This is a genomic window from Paraburkholderia sp. SECH2, from assembly GCF_030464795.1.
GTDB classification, from domain to species: domain Bacteria; phylum Pseudomonadota; class Gammaproteobacteria; order Burkholderiales; family Burkholderiaceae; genus Paraburkholderia; species Paraburkholderia aspalathi.
This window is the reverse complement of the sequence record NZ_JALPRH010000013.1, coordinates 73,960-90,648: the sequence shown is the minus strand read 5'-3', so window position 1 is coordinate 90,648 and position 16,689 is coordinate 73,960. Positions and strand designations below refer to the sequence as shown.

Here is a 16,689-nt window from a genome sequence, read left to right as displayed (position 1 = left end):
AGCGAATTTCAGGGGATTTTTTTCGTGACTTTGTACCCTTCGATTTCGCTTCTGCGTTCGCCTCGAGTTCGATCCGGTTTCGTTTGCGCGTTCGGGCGCATGGACGCCCCACCCGGTTCGGGAATGGGTATTTCGGGGGCTTGAGCGGCGCCGGGCCATCGCGTGGAAGTTAAAAAGCGCCTGAACACGCCGGATAAAACCGCCGAAATGCAGAATCAAACAAGACGCCCTGCCCGTCGAACGGCTATTCTGCCGACCATTCCAGTTTTCTTGCAGGGGCAGTCGATGCAGCGCGGTGTGGCATATGGAGTAATGGCCGGGGCCTTATGGGGCATGGTGTTTCTGGTGCCGCGCGTGCTGCCCGATTTCTCGCCGCTGCTGTTGAGCGCCGGCCGTTACACGATGTACGGCATCGTCTCGCTGGCCGCCGCGCTGCCGATGGGGCGCTCGCTCGTCAAACGACTGACCCGTGAGGATCTCGGCGCACTGGTCAAACTGGCGCTGGCCGGCAACCTGCTCTATTACCTGCTGCTAACCGCCGCGGTCCATATGACCGGCATCGCGCCGGCTTCGCTGATCGTCGGCGTGCTGCCGGTCACGGTGACGCTGCTCGGTCGGCGCGATCACGGTGCCGTGCCGCTCGCCCGCCTCGCATGGCCGCTTGCGCTGGTGGTGGCCGGCATCGCCTGCATCAATATCGACGTCTTCACGGTAGCGGACAGCACGCCCGTCACTATCGCGACCAAGCTCCTTGGCCTCGCCTGCGCAGTCGGCGCGCTTGCCTGCTGGACCTGGTTCGCGGTCGAAAACGCCCGGTATCTGCAGCGTCAGAAGCATTTCAGCGGCAACGAGTGGTCGGTGCTGTGGGGTGTGGTCACCGGCGCGCTCGGCGCGGGATTGTGGCTGGTGGTCGCCGTCATGCCGTCCGAGAACCTGCAAGGACCGGTCGGCGACGAGCGCTGGCACACCTTCTGGATGCTGAATCTGGGCCTCGCCGTCGGCGCGTCGTGGCTCGGCAATGGGCTGTGGAATGCCGCGTCGAAACGGCTGCCGCTCACGCTGTCCGGCCAGATGATCGTGTTCGAGACGCTTTTCGCGCTGCTCTACGCGTTTATCTACGACCAGCGCCTGCCGCGCCCGCTGGAGACGGCGGCGATCCTGCTGCTGGTGGCAGGGGTGTGCTGGTCGGTGCGCCAGCATGCGGACGACGATACGTCCGGGGTGGCGTCGCTTGAGGAGAAGGCGCAGCCTTCGGTGCATTGAGACGATTGAGAACGAGGCGCCGCCTCGCCGCAGCCACGGGACGGGCCTAGCGCGAATCCTTGTTCAGCCAACGACGCCCTTCAATCGAGCCCGCCTTGCGGGTCTTCTCGACGCGCCGTTGACGCGACAGCTTCGGATCCACCAGCAGCGGCCGATAAATCTCAACACGATCATGGTCGGCAAGCACCGTATCCAATGGCTTGAGCTTGCCGAACACGCCGACCTTCTGCATGCCCAGATCGATCTGCGGATAACGCTGCAAGATACCGCTCGCGTCTATCGCCTGCTGCAGCGTGGCGCCTTCCGGCAAGTCCACGGCAATCAGCGCCTGCTCATTGGCAAGCGCGTAGCAGACTTCAATCGACAAGCGCGCGCTCATGCCTTACCGTAGCGCTGATCGGCGCGCTTCACGAACGATTCGACGAAGGTGTTGGCAATGTGGCTGAACACCGGCCCGATGATCTTCTCGAGGATGATATTGGTGAATTCGTAGTGCAACGCGAATTCGATCTTGCAGGCGTCGGCCCGCAGCGGCGTGAAACGCCAGAAGCCGGTGAATTTGCGAAACGGGCCGTCCGCGAACTCCATATCGATGCGCGTGGGCCGCTCCATGCTGTTGCGCGTGGCGAAATGCTGCTTGATGCCCTTGAAGTTGATATCGATCTTCGCCTCCATGCCGGTTTCGTCCTGGCGGCGGATTTCGACTCCCCCGCACCAAGGCAGGAAGTTGGGGTAATCGGCGACGTCGGTGACGAGGTCGAACATCTGTTCCGCCGAATGGCGGATCAACACGGTTTTCTGGACATCTGCCATAAATTGAACAACGCGTGGCAAGGGTGGACAAGCGCTGCGGGCTTTCCTTGCCCCGCTTTGCTAAAATCGTGATTTTAAACGAGTTGGGCACTTTCCATTCATGAGCATCATTGACAACAGAAAAGCCTTCTACGACTACTCGGTCGAAGAACGCTACGAAGCGGGGCTCGTGCTCGAAGGATGGGAGGTCAAAGCCTTGCGCGCCGGCCGTGGCCAGATCAAGGAAGGCTACGTGGTCATCAAGAATAACGAACTGTTCCTGATCGGCACGCACATCAGCCCGCTGCCCGAAGCCTCGACGCACATCAATCCGGACCCGGTGCGCACGCGCAAGCTGCTGCTGCACGCCGAAGAAATCAGCAAACTGATCGGCAAGGTCGAGCAGCGTGGTTATACGCTCGTGCCGTTGAACTTTCATTACAAGGGTGGTCGCGTCAAATGCGAGATCGGCCTCGCCAAGGGTAAGAAGCAGCACGACAAGCGCGAAACCGAGAAGAAGCGCGATTGGGAACGCGAGAAGGCGCGCCTGATGCGCTCGCCGTCGTAAAACGGCGATTCAACGAGAAATGGCCCGCAAATTTGCGGGCCATTTTCATTCGGCAAGGAAGAACGTCAATCAGCGCGCGTCGACCGTGCCCTTCCCCTTATTCACGATGGTCAACGCCGACGCGATCATCGAACTCATATCCGCCAGGTTGCCCGGCACGATCAAGGTGGTGCCCTGCTTTGCCAGGTTACCGAATGCATTCACATACTGCTCGGCCACCTTCAGATTCACCGCTTCCATCCCGCCGTTCGATTGAATGGCCGCAGCGATCTTCTGAATCGCCTGTGAGTTAGCCTCAGCCACCGCCAGAATCGCCGCAGCCTGACCTTGCGCCTGATTGATCGCCGCCTGCCGCTCGCCTTCGGACTTCTGGATCGACGCCTCGCGCCCGCCCGAGGCAATATTGATCTGTTCCTGCTTACGCCCTTCGGATGCCGCGATCAGCGCGCGCTTCTCGCGCTCGGCGGTGATCTGCGCCTGCATGGCGTGAAGAATTTCCTTGGGCGGCGTCAGGTCCTTGATCTCGTAGCGCAGCACCTTGACACCCCAGTTCGACGCCGCTTCATCGAGCGACGACACGATGCTGTGGTTGATGAAGTCGCGCTCTTCAAACGTCTTGTCGAGTTCGAGTTTGCCGATCACGGAGCGCAGCGTGGTCTGCGACAACTGTGTAATCGCGAACACGAAGTTGCTCGAACCGTACGACGCCTTCATCGGATCGGTGACCTGGAAATACAGCACGCCATCCACCTGCAATTGCGTGTTGTCGCGCGTAATGCACACCTGGCTCGGCACTTCGAGCGGGATTTCCTTGAGGATGTGCTTGTACGCAATCCGGTCGACAAACGGAAACGCGAAGCTCAGGCCCGGCGTCAGCGTGCGGTGATAGCGGCCGAGCCGCTCCAGCACCCACGCATGCTGCTGCGGCACGATCTTGAGCGTCTGCGCCGCCAGCACGATCACGATAAGCAGAAGCACCGCCCCGACAATGGTTGAATCCATGACTGACCTCCGGTCCGTAGTTCGAATAGTTATGCATGGCGCTGTGCGCGCATTGGCGCGCGCTCAGGCCGCGGTTGCTCTTGCTTTCGCCGACCGGCTGGCCACGACGACAAGGCAACTGCCGCGCATCTCGGCGATTTCATAGAGCTGAGCATCTTCGGGCTCGCCCGCGGCCAGTTCGACGTCCCATGCAGCCCCGCGGTAGTTGACACGCGCCCGGCGCTCGTGCCACGCCGGCACGTTCAACGTCTGGCCGATGTCCAGATTGACGTCAGGGTTCTTCGACGCCTCTTTACGCGTCCTGCGGCCAAAGCGCGAACGCCGCAGCACCAGGACCGCCGCCAGCGCCACCACAGCCGCAACCGCGAACTGCACATCGGCAGCGGCGCCCGCCATATGCGCAATGGCGGCCGCGACACAACCCAACGCGATCATCAGCAAATAGAAAGTGCCGCTGATCAATTCCAGCACGATCAGCACACCTGCCCCGATCCACCAGAACAATCCACCTGGCGCCATGTTGATCTCCACAAAGCAAAACACCCCGGATCTACCGGGGTGTTTATAGCACGAAGCAGGTGCATATTACCGGGCGGTGCAGCACGCTTTTACGTGCTTTTGACATACCGCACCACCCTTTATGCACACTGCTTATTGGGCTCGATTACTTCACCAGCGATTTCGCCAGTTGCTGCCACGTCTCGACGATCGAGTCCGGGTTCAGCGAGATCGACTTGATGCCTTCGTCGGTCAGCCATTGCGCAAAGTCCGGATGATCCGAAGGACCCTGGCCGCAGATGCCGACGTACTTGTTCAGTCGCAGGCACGTATCGATCGCGCGCTTCAACAGGAACTTGACGGCCGGATCGCGTTCGTCGAAATCGACTGCCAGCAGTTCCATGCCGGAGTCGCGGTCGAGGCCGAGCGTGAGCTGCGTCAGGTCGTTCGAACCGATCGAGAAGCCGTCGAAGAATTGCAGGAATTCTTCGGCGAGAATCGCGTTCGACGGCACTTCGCACATCATGATCAGGCGCAAGCCCTTTTCACCGCGCTTCAGGCCGAACTTCTCCAGCAGCCCGACCACGCGTTCCGCCTGCTTCAGCGTACGCACGAACGGCACCATGATCTCGACGTTGTCGAGGCCCATCTCTTCACGCACCTTCTTCAGCGCGATGCATTCCATCTGGAACGCTTCGGCGAAGTCGTCAGCGATGTAGCGCGACGCGCCACGGAAGCCCAGCATCGGGTTTTCTTCGTCCGGCTCGTAACGCGAACCGCCGATCAGCTTCTTGTACTCGTTCGACTTGAAGTCCGACAGACGCACGATCACGGGCTTCGGATAGAACGCCGCTGCGATCGTTGCGATGCCTTCGGTCAGCTTGTCGACGTAGAACGCGCGCGGCGATGCATGGCCACGTGCCACACTTTCCACGGCCTTCTTCAGGTCCTGATCGATGTTCGGGTACTCGAGAATCGCCTTCGGGTGAACGCCGATGTTGTTGTTGATGATGAACTCGAGCCGCGCGAGACCCACGCCTGCGTTCGGCAGTTGCGAGAAGTCGAAAGCCAGTTGCGGGTTGCCGACGTTCATCATGATCTTCACCGGAATCGACGGCAATTCGCCGCGCTGCACTTCGGTGATTTCGGTTTCGAGCAGACCGTCGTAGATCTTGCCTTCGTCGCCTTCCGCGCAGGACACGGTCACCAGCGCGCCGTCCTTCAGCACGTCGGTCGCGTCGCCGCAGCCGACCACCGCGGGCACGCCCAGTTCACGCGCGATAATTGCCGCGTGGCAGGTACGGCCGCCACGGTTCGTGACGATTGCGGAGGCGCGCTTCATCACCGGTTCCCAGTTGGGGTCGGTCATGTCGGCCACCAGCACGTCGCCCGGCTGCACACGGTCCATTTCCGACGGATCGTGAATCACACGCACCGGACCCGCACCGATCTTCTGGCCGATTGCGCGGCCGGTAGTCAGCACGTTCGATTGGCCCTTCAGCTTGAAGCGTTGCTCGGCCTTGCCCGCTGCCTGGCTCTTCACCGTTTCCGGGCGCGCCTGCAGGATGAAGATCTTGCCGTCGCGGCCGTCCTTGCCCCACTCGATGTCCATCGGACGCTCGTAGTGCTTTTCAATGATGACGGCGTATTTCGCGAGCTCGATCACGTCTTCGTCGGTGATCGAGAAACGGTTGCGCTGCTCGTGCGCGACGTCGACGGTCTTCACGCGGCCTTCTTCGCCCGCCTTGGTGAATTCCATCTTGATCAGCTTCGAGCCGATCGAGCGGCGGATGATCGGGTACTTGCCTTGTGCGAGCGTGGTCTTGAAGACGTAGAACTCGTCCGGATTCACGGCGCCCTGCACGACCGTTTCACCCAGGCCGTAGCTCGACGTGATGAAGACTGCGTCCTTGAAGCCCGATTCCGTGTCCAGCGTGAACATCACGCCCGCCGCGCCGACGTCCGAACGCACCATGCGCTGCACACCAGCCGACAACGCGACTTCAGCGTGGGCGAAGCCCTTGTGGACGCGATAGGAGATGGCACGGTCGTTGTACAGCGACGCGAACACGTGCTTCATGCGATCGAGCACCTCGTCGATGCCGACCACGTTGAGATAGCTTTCCTGTTGACCCGCGAACGATGCGTCCGGCAAGTCTTCTGCCGTTGCCGACGAACGCACGGCAAACGACAACTCTTCAGGCGAGCTGTTTTGCAGGGTGTCGAAGCCTGCGCGGATATCCGCTTCGAGACGCGGCTGCATCGGGGCGTCGACGATCCATTGACGGATCTCCTTGCCCGCTTCGGCGAGCGCTTTCACGTCGTCGACGTCGAGCGTTTCGAGACGTTTGGCGATGCGTTCGGTCAGATTGTTGTGATGCAGGAAGTCACGGAAAGCCAGCGCCGTAGTGGCGAAGCCAGTCGGCACGCGCACGCCTGCTTCGGCGAGCTGACTGATCATCTCGCCAAGCGACGCATTCTTGCCGCCGACAATCTCCACATCGGTCATCCGCAACTGCTCGAACGGAACTACATACGCCTCTTCCTTTGCGACGGTAACTGCGTTAGTCATACAAGCCCCTAAGTGTGAAAGAAATTCACGGCTGTGCAAGTGGGCTTGAACGCGAGACGCCCATTGGAAGCGTGACCTCGCGTCTTGCACAACCTGTTGGAGAAACAATCGCTGCAAATGGCCGCGCGGGCCAAAAAGCGCCGGATGCACGACGTAGAAAGCGGTTGGACGAAATTACCGATCGATCCACCCTGATCTCTCAATTTGCCGCAAGTTACCGGCGCAAAGCGTGGCGTTGACCGACCGTTCGCAGTAAGTTAGACGCCAATCGCCTGCAATTGCTTATCCAACAGGTTGCCGCTATTCTACCGTGCCGACTCTCAAAATGTGACAGTCGGACGAGAATTGCGCCTCGAATCGCGCCCCGGACCGGCTGACGGGCTCCTGCGAGGCTCTCGCGAGGACCCACTACCTTCCGGACGCAATTGCGGTGCCCACGGCGCGCTGACATGACGCCGCTGCAATCTCCGGTTAGCCACCGTGCAGCGACATCCATGCAGCGATGTTTCATTCGAGCGCTTTTTTCCGCTCACGTTCCCCAGCCCCACTGATGCCGCCCACCGTATTCATCGTCTCCGACGGTACCGGGATCACTGCCGAAACCTTCGCGCATTCGATCCTCTCCCAGTTCGACCAGAAATTCCGCCTGGTTCGCGTGCCCTTCGTCGACTCGACGGAAAAAGCCTACGCCACGCTAGAAAAGATCAACGAAGCGATCCAGCAGGACGGCCGCCGTCCGATCGTCTTCACGACGCTGGTGGACAGCGCGTCGAATCAGATCGTCAAAGGTTCGAATGCGCTCGTGCTGGATATGTTTCAGACCTTCGTCGAGCCGCTCGAGCAGGAGCTGGAGCTCAAGTCGAGCCACGCGATGGGCCGCGGCCACCAGAACGCCGATACCGAGGAATACAAGAACCGGATCGAGGCGATCAACTTCTCGCTCGCCCACGACGACGGTCAATCGAACCGCAATCTGGCCGATGCCGACGTGATTCTGGTGGGCGTGTCGCGCAGCGGCAAGACGCCGACGAGCCTGTATCTGGCCATGCAGTACGGCGTGAAAGCGGCCAACTATCCGCTGATTCCGGAAGACTTCGAGCGCGGCAAGCTGCCTACGCCGCTATTGGCGCATCGGCAGAAGATGTTTGGTTTGTCGATCGATCCGCAGCGGCTGTCGGAGATCCGTAACGAGCGCCGTCCGGGCAGCAAGTACGCCGCGCCGGAAAATTGCCGTTACGAGATCAACGAGGCGGAAGCGATGATGCGGCGCGAAGGCGTCAAGTGGTTGTCGTCGACGCATAAGTCGATCGAGGAGATCGCGACGACGATCCTGCAGGAGATCAAGCTGGATCGGCCGGCTTATTGAGCAGTGGCCTGTTTTACCGGCGTGCGAGCAGGATGCTGAGGTGACCGCGAAGATCGCCTCAGCCCTGAAGTCAGTGCACTGTCACGCGCGGCGCTGCTGGCGGCACTGTTCGAACACGCAGACAGCCGCGGCGGCCGCCACATTCAGCGATTCCATGCCGCCCGGCTGAGGAATCGTCACCCGCAACGAAACCGCATCGCGCCAGGTCTGCGAGACGCCCGCCCCTTCGTTGCCGAACACCCACGCGAGCGGCCCGCTCAGGTCGCAATCGTAGATCGCCTCGGCACCGTGCGAATCCGTAATGACGATGGGCACCGCGAGGCGCTCGATCAATGCCTGCGCCTCGACATCCTCATGGATTTGCAACAGGAAATGCGCACCCATGCCTGAGCGCAACACCTTCGACGACCACGCGTACGCGGTGCCCGGCGCGCAAAATACCTGCTGAATACCGGCGGCCGCCGCGCTGCGCAGAATCGAACCGACGTTACCGGCGTCCTGCACGCCATCGAGCACGAGGCAGGTTTCTCCGACCTTCTCCGGCAACGGTGTATCGAGCTTTTCGACCAGCAGCAGAATCCCGACACCGTGCACGACGTTCGACACCTGGCCGAACAATGCATCGGGCAGCGTAACGATACGGTGCTCGTCGATGCGCGACACGATGGCTTGCGCTTCGTCGTGGCGCAACGCGCCCTCGGTGACAATGCACATTTCCGGCTGCCCGGCGACGTCGAGATATGCGCTCGCGAGATGGAACCCTTCGAGCAACGCGTGACCGCTGCGACGCTGCTGATGCGTCGAGCCGGCCAGTGCCTTGAGGCGCTTGTAGAGCGGATTGTCCCGCGAGGTGATGGCTTTCACAGGCAGCGCAGACAGTGAGAATGAGGAAAGAGTGGGCGACGCGCCGGACAACGCGCAGCGCTTACGCGCCGCTGCGTTCGCCGAAGGCGTCGTCGTCGAGCATGGCGTCGGTGAGCGTTCCGGACACGACGATCATGTCGCCCGCCGGCAGTGGTTTCAACGCCGTGCCGAAACGCTGATGCGCTTCGCGCACCGGTGCGAACGAGCGCCGATGATGCTCGCAGGGCCCATGTTCACGCAGCGCCGCGAGATGCTGCGGCGTGCCGTAACCGGCATGCGCGTTAAAACCGTAGACCGGATAGGTTTGATGCAATTCGAGCAGCATCCGGTCACGCGTGACCTTGGCGAGAATCGACGCCGCCGAAATGCTTTTGATCAGTGCGTCGCCGCCGATCACCGCCTCGCTGCGAACGCTCAGCGTCGGGCAGCGATTGCCGTCGATTTTCACGAGCGTCGGCACGACCGAGAGGCCTTCGACCGCCCGCTTCATCGCCAGCATGGTGGCGTGCAGGATGTTCAGCGTATCGATTTCTTCGACGCTGGCGGACGCGATGCAGTAGGCGAGCGCCCGGTCGACGATCTTGTCGTACAGTTCGTCGCGTTTTTTGGCGGTGAGCGCTTTCGAATCGTCGAGGCCGCGGATCATCGGTTTCGACGGGTCGAATATCACCGCCGCAGCGACCACCGGGCCGGCCAGCGGCCCGCGCCCTGCTTCGTCGACGCCGCAGACGATGTCGTCCGGCGTCTCGAAGTCAAGACCGACCTGCCGCGCCGCCGCGCCAGCAACGGTCGCAGCCTTGCGGCGTGGCGCGCGCGCGGTAGTCACGGCCGCGCCTTCCGCTTTTCGACGATGCTCGCCACGACTTCCGCTGCACGTTGCGCGGTGTTCTGCTTCAGCACGTGATGCATCTCCGTGAAGATTTCCGTCAGCGTGCGCCGGTTGGCCTCGTCGCGCAACTGTTTCAGCGTCGCTTCGGCGAGCACCTGAGGCGTCGCGAAGTGCTGCAGAATTTCCGGCACGACGAAGCGCCCCGCCAGAATGTTCGGCAAGCCGACATACGGCAGATAGCCTTGGCGGCGCATGATCTGGCCGGTCAGCCAGGGCACCTTATACGAGATCACCATCGGCTTTTTCAGCAGCGCGGCTTCCAGCGTCACCGTGCCGCTCTTGACGAGGATCGCATCGGCCGCCGTCATGGCGATTTGCGCCTGGCCGTCGGTAATGGTCAGCGCGAGACCGGGATGCGCATCGACCAGCGGCCGTAGCATTTCGCGCAGTGCGGGCGTGGCCGCCGGCATCACGAAACGCAAACTGGGCTCCTGGTGCTGCATCATTTCCATCGCGGCAAAGAACGTCGGACCGATCAGATCGATCTCCGAGCGCCGGCTGCCGGGCAGCACCGCGATGATCGGGCCGCTTTCGGCAAGACCGAGCGTACGGCGCGCGCCAAGCGTATCGGGTACCAGAGGAATTTCGTCGGCAAGCGGATGACCCACGTACGAGGCCGCGATGCCGGCCTTTTCCAGCAACGCCGTTTCGAACGGAAACACGCACAGCATGTGGTCGACCGCCTTGGCGATCTTCTTGATGCGCCCACCTCGCCACGCCCAGATCGACGGGCAAACGAAGTGAACCGTCGGAATACCGGCGTCGCGCAACGGATGCTCGAGTCCGAAGTTGAAATCGGGCGCGTCCACGCCGACGAACACCGACGGCGGTTCCGCCAGCAACTGGCGCTTCAGTTCCTTGCGGATGCCGAGGATCTCTGGAATATGCCGCAGTGCTTCGACATAGCCGCGCACCGTCAGCTTCTCCATCGGCCAGTGGGCGTCGAACCCCGTGGCGATCATGCGCGGGCCGCCGACCCCATAATACTGGGTGCCGGCGGGCAAACGGCTCGCGAGGCCGTCGAGCAGCGACGCCGCCAGCAGGTCGCCGGACGGCTCGCCTGCCACCATCGCGACGCGCAGGGGACTCGGGTTCAAAGCCATCGGTTAGCGGATGATGCCGCGTTGCGACGCTTCGACAAACGCGAGCAGCGTTTGTACCGGCGCATCGCCATCGCCACCCGCGGTTGCGAGTTCGCGCAACTGCACCTTCGCTTCTTCAAGCGACAGGCCGTTCTTGTACAGCAGGCGGTAGGCCGAGCGCAGCGCCGAGATCGCGTCCGCGGAGAAACCGCGGCGGCGCAGACCTTCGACGTTGATGCCGTGCGGCTCGGCCTTGTTGCCGGCTGCGATCACGAACGGCGGAATGTCCTGCACCAGCGCCGACGCGCCGCCCAGCATCGAATGCGCACCAATGCGCACGAACTGATGCACGCCCGACATGCCGCCGATAATCGCATGGTCACCAATCGTCACGTGGCCGGCCATCTGCGCATTGCTCGACAGAATCACGTTGTTGCCGACGTGGCAGTCGTGGCCGATGTGCACGTAGGCCATGATCCAGTTGTCGTCGCCAAGCGTGGTGACGCCCGAGTCCTGCACCGTGCCGGTGTGGATCGTGGTGAATTCACGGATCGTGTTGCGATTGCCGATCACGAGCCGGGTCGGCTCGTCCCTGTACTTCATGTCCTGCGGACGGCCGCCGACCGATGCATAGTGGCCGATGCGGTTGTCTTCGCCGAGCGTCGTGTGACCTTCGATCACGCTGTGCGAACCGACCGTGGTCCGTGCACCGATCGTCACATGTGCGCCGACGACGGCATACGGTCCGATTTCGACGGATTCGTCGAGTTGTGCGCCCGGTTCGACGATCGCAGTGGGATGAATCCTGCTCATGCGTCCTCGCTTCTGATTCTGTTGCGTTGTCTGGATGGGCGTAGCCGGAGTGCGCAGCGCCTGGGATAAGCGACTGACCGTCCGGACACCGGCTTCAAGCGTCTTTGTCCGTGTGCCGCACCGCGCACATCAGATCGGCTTCCGCCGCCACGGCTCCATCCACTTCGGCGCGCGCCTTGAACTTCCAGATGCCGCGCATATGACGCTCGAACGTGCAGTTCAGGATCAGCTGATCGCCCGGTTCCACAACTCGCTTGAAACGCGCGTTGTCGATGCCCACGAACAGATACAGCGTGTTCGACGGATCACTCGGCTCTTCCGAAAACGTCAGCAGCGCTGCCGTTTGCGCGAGCGCTTCGAGGATCAGCACGCCGGGCATCACCGGACGGGTCGGAAAGTGACCCTGGAAATACGGCTCATTGATCGACACGTTCTTCAACGCTTTGATGCTCTTATGCGGCTCGAGTTCGAGCACCCGGTCGACCAGCAGGATCGGGTAACGATGGGGCAGCAGCGTGAGAATCTTATGAATGTCGAGATTGATTTTTTCGGTGCTCATGGTGTTTCTACTCACGCATTGACTGCGCGATGATGACTACGGATGCTGGTGCAGGTGGGTTGGTAACGCGTGCTGCCGGCGCTCGCCGAAACCCGGCGGCCATGCCACCCGGTCACGGCAACCGACTTTGCTTCCTGATGCTTGCCCGCTATTTTACGCGGTACCGGCCGGTTGGCCCGCGGATTGTTGTGCGGGTTGACCCGCGGGTCGGCGTGCGGGTCTGCCTGCGGGTCGGCCTTATGTCTCAGGCTTCGTCGCCTGCGGAATTGCTTGCCGCGCTGGCCGGCTGGCCTGCCGAAGCGGCATTTTCGAGCGCCTTGATACGATCGCGAAGTTTGTCGATGTTACGCAGCAAAGCAGCGCTCTTGTTCCAGTCGGCATGGTTCACCGCCGGGAATGCGCTGGTGTACATGCCAGGCTTCAGCAAGGACTTCGAGACGCCCGACTTCGCCGTGACGATCACATAGTCAGCCAGCGTAACGTGCCCCGCGATCCCGACCGCGCCGCCGATCATGCAATGACGGCCGATCGTGGTGCTGCCCGCAATGCCCGCACAGCCGGCGATCACGGTGTAAGCGCCGACCTTGCAGTTGTGGCCGATCTGCACGAGGTTGTCGATTTTCACGCACTCTTCGATGATCGTGTCGGCCATGGCGCCGCGGTCGATGGTGGTGTTCGCACCGATTTCGACGTCCGCCGCGATCGACACGCCGCCGACCTGCGGAATTTTTACCCAGCTGCCGGTGCGCGCGTCACCTTCTCCGACGAAATCCGGCGCGAAGCCAAAACCGTCAGAGCCGATCACCGCGCCGGCGTGCACAATCACGCGCTCACCGATTTTGCAGCCGTAGTACACCGCGACGTTCGGATACAGATGCGAGCCCGCGCCGATACGCGTGCCGCGGCCGATCACCACGTTAGCGTCCAGACGCACGTTTTCGCCGATCACCGCGCCCGCTTCCACCGTGACGTGCGGACCGATCACCGCGCTTGCGGCAATCTGGGCCGACGGGTCGATCGTCGCGCTAGGATGCACACCGGGCGCCGCCTTGGGCGCCGCCATGTCGATGAAGGTCTGCGCGACGCGCGCGAAGTAAGCGTACGGATTCGGCGTGACGATGAAGTTACGGCCAGTAAGGGAGCTGAGCTTCGAGAGGTCGTCGGCGTTGATCAACACCGCGCCTGCACGGGTCGTCTCGACCTGCGACAGGTACTTCGGATTGGCGAGGAACGCCAGCTGGTCCGGGCCTGCCTGGTCGAGCGGCGCCAGACTGCCGACGCGCTGCGAACCCTCTCCGACTACTTCACCGCCGAACCGCTGGACGATGTCCTCAAGCGTAAATGCCATGCCTATCCTCTGTCTCCGATCCCATGCGAGATGGTTGCTGCACAATCAGTCCAACTTGTCGGTTCTACGGCCTTGCGCTGCACCCCGGCCGGTGCCCGGCGTGTACGCTCAGTTACCCGAGGCCGCCAGCGCCTTGAGCACCTGATCGGTAATGTCGATGCGCGGGCTCACGTACACCGCTTCCTGAACGATCAGGTCGTAGTGCTGCTGCTCGGCGATCTGTTTGATCACCTTGTTGGCCCGGTCGAGCACCGCCGCCAGTTCTTCGTTGCGGCGCTGGTTCAGGTCTTCCCGAAACTCGCGTTGCTTGCGCTGAAAGTCCGTATCCAGCTGCGACAGATCGCGCTGCTTCTGCGCGCGATCGGCAGCCGACATCGACGCACCGTTCTTGTCGAGCGAGTCGGACATCGATTTCAGCTTCTGCGCCATGTCGGCCAGGTCTTTGTCGCGCTTGGCGAACTCCGCCTCGAGCTTGACCTGTGCAGCCTTCGCGGCAGCCGATTCACGCAGGATACGGTCCGAATTCACCGCAGCGATCCTGGCTTCCTGGGCGTGCGCGACCCCTGCTACGCCGACACCCAGCGTCATTGCCAGCGCCAGCGCGCAAGCCACACGTTTCGAAAACATACCGGTTCGCAAAGTCATCCTCTCGATACTGTAGTTTGGCCGGGCCCACCGCCGGAAGCCGCCCGTAAAGGCCCGGGCCGCCCTCCGCCGGATCAGAATGCCGTCCCGATCTGGAACTGGAACTTCTGATACTGGTCGCCCGTGTGCTTCGTGAGCGGGAAGCCCAAGCTGAGCTTGAGCGGGCCGATCGGCGAGATCCACGCAAGACCGACACCGTAGCCGTAACGCAGGCCGTTCGCGCCGTTCGACGTAGCGGCACTGCTTGCGTCCGCCCAGACGTTACCTGCGTCAAGGAACGTAAACACGCGCAGCGTGCGATCATACCCGGTGCCCGGCAACGGGAACGTCAACTCGATGTTACCCACCAGCAGCTTCGAGCCGCCGATCGGATCGTTCGTCGTCGCGTCACGCGGACCCAGCGAGCTAGGCTCATATCCCCGCACCGAACCGATACCACCTGCGTAGTAGTTCTTGAAAATCGGATACGGCTTACCGCCCATGCCCTTACCGTAGCCGCCCTGGAAGTTGAAACCCAGCACAAAGCCACGCGAAAACGAGTAATAGTACTGCGCGTTGATGTCGGCCTTGTAGTACTGCGTGCCACCGATCGGCGTGCCGTACTCGGCGTTCGCCTGCGTAAAGTAGCCGCGGCTCGGCACCAGCGCGCTGTCTCGTGCGTCGCGCGACCAGCCCACCGTAATTGGCACGTTGTTCGAAACGCGTCCGAAATCGGTGACGTACTGCTTATAGGACGCTGGCGTGTTCGCGTCGACGTCCAACTGGTTCTGCTCAAGACCCGCGCCGAAGTACACCGTGTCGACTTCGGAGAACGGAATACCAAACTTCAAGTCACCACCGATCGTGACGATCTTGAAGCTCGAATCCGTCGAGTAGTACAGCGGCTGGTACGTACGGTAGTAAACGTCGGTAATGCGCTTGATGCCGTCGACCGTGAAGTACGGGTCGACCTGCGTAACCGTCAAGGTACGGTACGTCTTGGCGGTATTCACGTTCACCGCGAGACTCGTACCCGAACCGAACACGTTGTCCTGCGATACGCCGGCCGAGAGCACCACCTTGTCGGTCGACGAGAAACCGGCGCCCAGCGTGATCGCGCCGGTCGGCTTTTCGGCCACCTTGACGTCCACATCGACCTGGTCGGGCGTGCCTTCCACGGGCACCGTGGTCACGTCCACATCGGTAAAGTAGCCGAGACGGTTGATCCGGTCTTTCGACAGCGCGAGGCGGTTCGAATCGAACCACGAGCTTTCGAGCTGGCGCATTTCGCGGCGCACCACTTCGTCGCGGGTGCGCGTGTTGCCGACCACGTTGATGCGGCGCACGTAGACACGGCGGCTCGGGTCCACTTGCAGCGTCAGGTCGACCTTATGGTGTTCCTGATCGATCTGCGGCTGCGCGTTGACTGTAGCGAACGCGTAGCCGTATTCGCCGAGCTTGTCGACGATCGACTTGGTGGTGGCTTGCAGCTTTTCGGCCGAGAAGCGGTCGCCCGGTTTGATCTTGATGAGCTTGTTCAACTCCGGCTCGCGGTCGAGCAGGTTACCGGCCAGCTTGATGCTGTTGATCGTGTACGGCTCGCCTTCGTGCAGCGTGACCGTCAGATACATGTCCTTCTTGTCCGGCGTGATCGACACCTGGGTCGACTCGATGTTGAACTCGAGGTAGCCGCGATTCAGGTAATACGAGCGGACGTTTTCGAGGTCGCCGGTGAGCTTGTCTTTCGCGTACAGGTCGTTCTTCGTGTACCACGAGAACCAGTTCGGCGTGGACAGCTGCATTTCGTCGCGCAGCGTACCCGTGCTGAACGCCTTATTGCCGATGAAGTTGATCTGGCGGATCTTCGCGCTCGGACCTTCAGCCACCGAGAACAGCACCGACACGCGATTGCGGTCGATCGGCGTGATCGTGGTGGTGACTTCGGCGGCGTAGTAGCCACGCGTCAGGTACTGGCGCTTCAGTTCCTGCTCGGCCTTGTCGACGAGTGCCTTGTCGTAATAACGGCCTTGCGACAAACCGACCGCGCGCAGCGCCTTGGTCAGGTTTTCCTTGTCGAACTCGTGAATGCCGGCGAAGTCGATCGTGCCGATGGCCGGACGTTCCAGCACCTGCACGATGACGACATTGCCTTCCGTCGCGATCTTGACGTCGTTGAAGAAGCCCGTGGCGTACAGCGCGCGAATGGCTTCGGAAGCCTTGTCGTCGCTAAAGGTGTCGCCTTGCTTGATAGGCAGGTACGCGAACACGGTACCGGGTTCGACGCGTTGCAATCCCTCGATCCGGATGTCTTGCACCACGAAGGGCGTCGTTGCGTGAGCAACCAGCCCATGCGCGGCAAACGCCGCGGCTATAACCGTCTTTGGAACAAAGCGATGAGGTTTAAACAACGTGCTTCCCCAGTGTGTATAGCTGCATCAGGTCGGGCGGT

The 16,689-nt window shown here is 61.7% G+C and carries 16 protein-coding genes; 3 read left to right on the top strand and 13 right to left on the bottom strand.

Annotated elements, in window-relative coordinates; genetic code table 11:
- Nucleotides 1-285 precede the first annotated feature (285 nt).
- On the top strand, nucleotides 286-1,263 hold the full coding sequence (locus tag M0D66_RS21530; RefSeq protein ID WP_266211524.1) for a DMT family transporter: 978 nt from the start codon (nucleotides 286-288) through the stop codon (nucleotides 1,261-1,263).
- A 46-nt stretch (nucleotides 1,264-1,309) separates the two neighbouring features.
- On the opposite strand, the gene M0D66_RS21525 is transcribed toward M0D66_RS21530, so the two are convergent.
- Nucleotides 1,310-1,642 carry an RnfH family protein gene (locus tag M0D66_RS21525; RefSeq protein ID WP_175053161.1) on the bottom strand — a complete coding sequence of 111 codons (333 nt, stop codon included), beginning with the start codon at nucleotides 1,640-1,642 and terminating at the stop codon, nucleotides 1,310-1,312.
- A complete protein-coding gene (locus tag M0D66_RS21520; protein WP_028199353.1) occupies nucleotides 1,639-2,076 on the bottom strand; it encodes a type II toxin-antitoxin system RatA family toxin in 438 nt (145 codons plus the stop codon). Before M0D66_RS21520 ends, M0D66_RS21525 begins: the two co-directional genes overlap by 4 nt.
- Nucleotides 2,077-2,176: 100 nt before the next feature.
- Here M0D66_RS21520 and smpB point away from each other — a divergent pair, with 100 nt between their 5' ends.
- A complete protein-coding gene (gene smpB, locus M0D66_RS21515) occupies nucleotides 2,177-2,623 on the top strand; it encodes an SsrA-binding protein SmpB (protein WP_054035193.1) in 447 nt (148 codons plus the stop codon).
- A gap of 69 nt (nucleotides 2,624-2,692) precedes the next feature.
- Here smpB and M0D66_RS21510 read toward each other — a convergent pair whose 3' ends face one another.
- The 3 genes from M0D66_RS21510 to ppsA all read right to left on the bottom strand — a co-directional run bounded on the left by M0D66_RS21510 (nucleotide 2,693) and on the right by ppsA (nucleotide 6,695).
- Nucleotides 2,693-3,625 carry an SPFH domain-containing protein gene (locus M0D66_RS21510; protein ID WP_200654265.1) on the bottom strand — a complete coding sequence of 311 codons (933 nt, stop codon included), beginning with the start codon at nucleotides 3,623-3,625 and terminating at the stop codon, nucleotides 2,693-2,695.
- Nucleotides 3,626-3,688: 63 nt separating this feature from the next.
- Nucleotides 3,689-4,144, bottom strand: coding sequence for an NfeD family protein (locus tag M0D66_RS21505; RefSeq protein ID WP_266211523.1), 456 nt, complete (start codon nucleotides 4,142-4,144; stop codon nucleotides 3,689-3,691).
- Between the two features lie 145 nt (nucleotides 4,145-4,289).
- Nucleotides 4,290-6,695, bottom strand: coding sequence for a phosphoenolpyruvate synthase (ppsA, locus tag M0D66_RS21500; protein ID WP_266211522.1), 2,406 nt, complete (start codon nucleotides 6,693-6,695; stop codon nucleotides 4,290-4,292).
- 550 nt (nucleotides 6,696-7,245) lie between these two features.
- On the opposite strand from ppsA, the gene M0D66_RS21495 reads away from it, so the two are divergent.
- Nucleotides 7,246-8,061 (top strand): pyruvate, water dikinase regulatory protein, encoded by an 816-nt coding sequence (locus tag M0D66_RS21495; RefSeq protein WP_054035190.1) that lies wholly within the window; start codon nucleotides 7,246-7,248, stop codon nucleotides 8,059-8,061.
- 81 nt (nucleotides 8,062-8,142) lie between these two features.
- On the opposite strand, the gene M0D66_RS21490 is transcribed toward M0D66_RS21495, so the two are convergent.
- The 8 genes from M0D66_RS21490 to bamA form a co-directional block, all read right to left on the bottom strand.
- Entirely contained in the window at nucleotides 8,143-8,925 is a 783-nt protein-coding gene (locus M0D66_RS21490) for an RNA methyltransferase (protein WP_093633325.1), read from the bottom strand.
- A gap of 61 nt (nucleotides 8,926-8,986) precedes the next feature.
- On the bottom strand, nucleotides 8,987-9,751 hold the full coding sequence (gene rnhB, locus M0D66_RS21485) for a ribonuclease HII (RefSeq protein WP_093633326.1): 765 nt from the start codon (nucleotides 9,749-9,751) through the stop codon (nucleotides 8,987-8,989).
- Complete coding sequence (lpxB, locus tag M0D66_RS21480) at nucleotides 9,748-10,917, bottom strand: lipid-A-disaccharide synthase (protein WP_266211521.1); 1,170 nt, start codon at nucleotides 10,915-10,917, stop codon at nucleotides 9,748-9,750. Before lpxB ends, rnhB begins: the two co-directional genes overlap by 4 nt.
- Nucleotides 10,918-10,920: 3 nt before the next feature.
- Nucleotides 10,921-11,709, bottom strand: a complete 789-nt coding sequence (lpxA, locus tag M0D66_RS21475; RefSeq protein ID WP_093633328.1) for an acyl-ACP--UDP-N-acetylglucosamine O-acyltransferase — start codon at nucleotides 11,707-11,709, stop codon at nucleotides 10,921-10,923.
- A gap of 94 nt (nucleotides 11,710-11,803) precedes the next feature.
- Nucleotides 11,804-12,268, bottom strand: coding sequence for a 3-hydroxyacyl-ACP dehydratase FabZ (gene fabZ / locus M0D66_RS21470; protein ID WP_020065638.1), 465 nt, complete (start codon nucleotides 12,266-12,268; stop codon nucleotides 11,804-11,806).
- A gap of 244 nt (nucleotides 12,269-12,512) precedes the next feature.
- Nucleotides 12,513-13,616: a UDP-3-O-(3-hydroxymyristoyl)glucosamine N-acyltransferase gene (lpxD, locus tag M0D66_RS21465; protein WP_266211520.1), complete on the bottom strand. Its 1,104-nt coding sequence runs from the start codon at nucleotides 13,614-13,616 to the stop codon at nucleotides 12,513-12,515.
- Nucleotides 13,617-13,724: 108 nt separating this feature from the next.
- Nucleotides 13,725-14,261 (bottom strand): OmpH family outer membrane protein, encoded by a 537-nt coding sequence (locus M0D66_RS21460; RefSeq protein WP_171925998.1) that lies wholly within the window; start codon nucleotides 14,259-14,261, stop codon nucleotides 13,725-13,727.
- 74 nt (nucleotides 14,262-14,335) lie between these two features.
- Nucleotides 14,336-16,648, bottom strand: a complete 2,313-nt coding sequence (bamA, locus tag M0D66_RS21455) for an outer membrane protein assembly factor BamA (protein ID WP_093633331.1) — start codon at nucleotides 16,646-16,648, stop codon at nucleotides 14,336-14,338.
- Nucleotides 16,649-16,689: the final 41 nt, after the last annotated feature.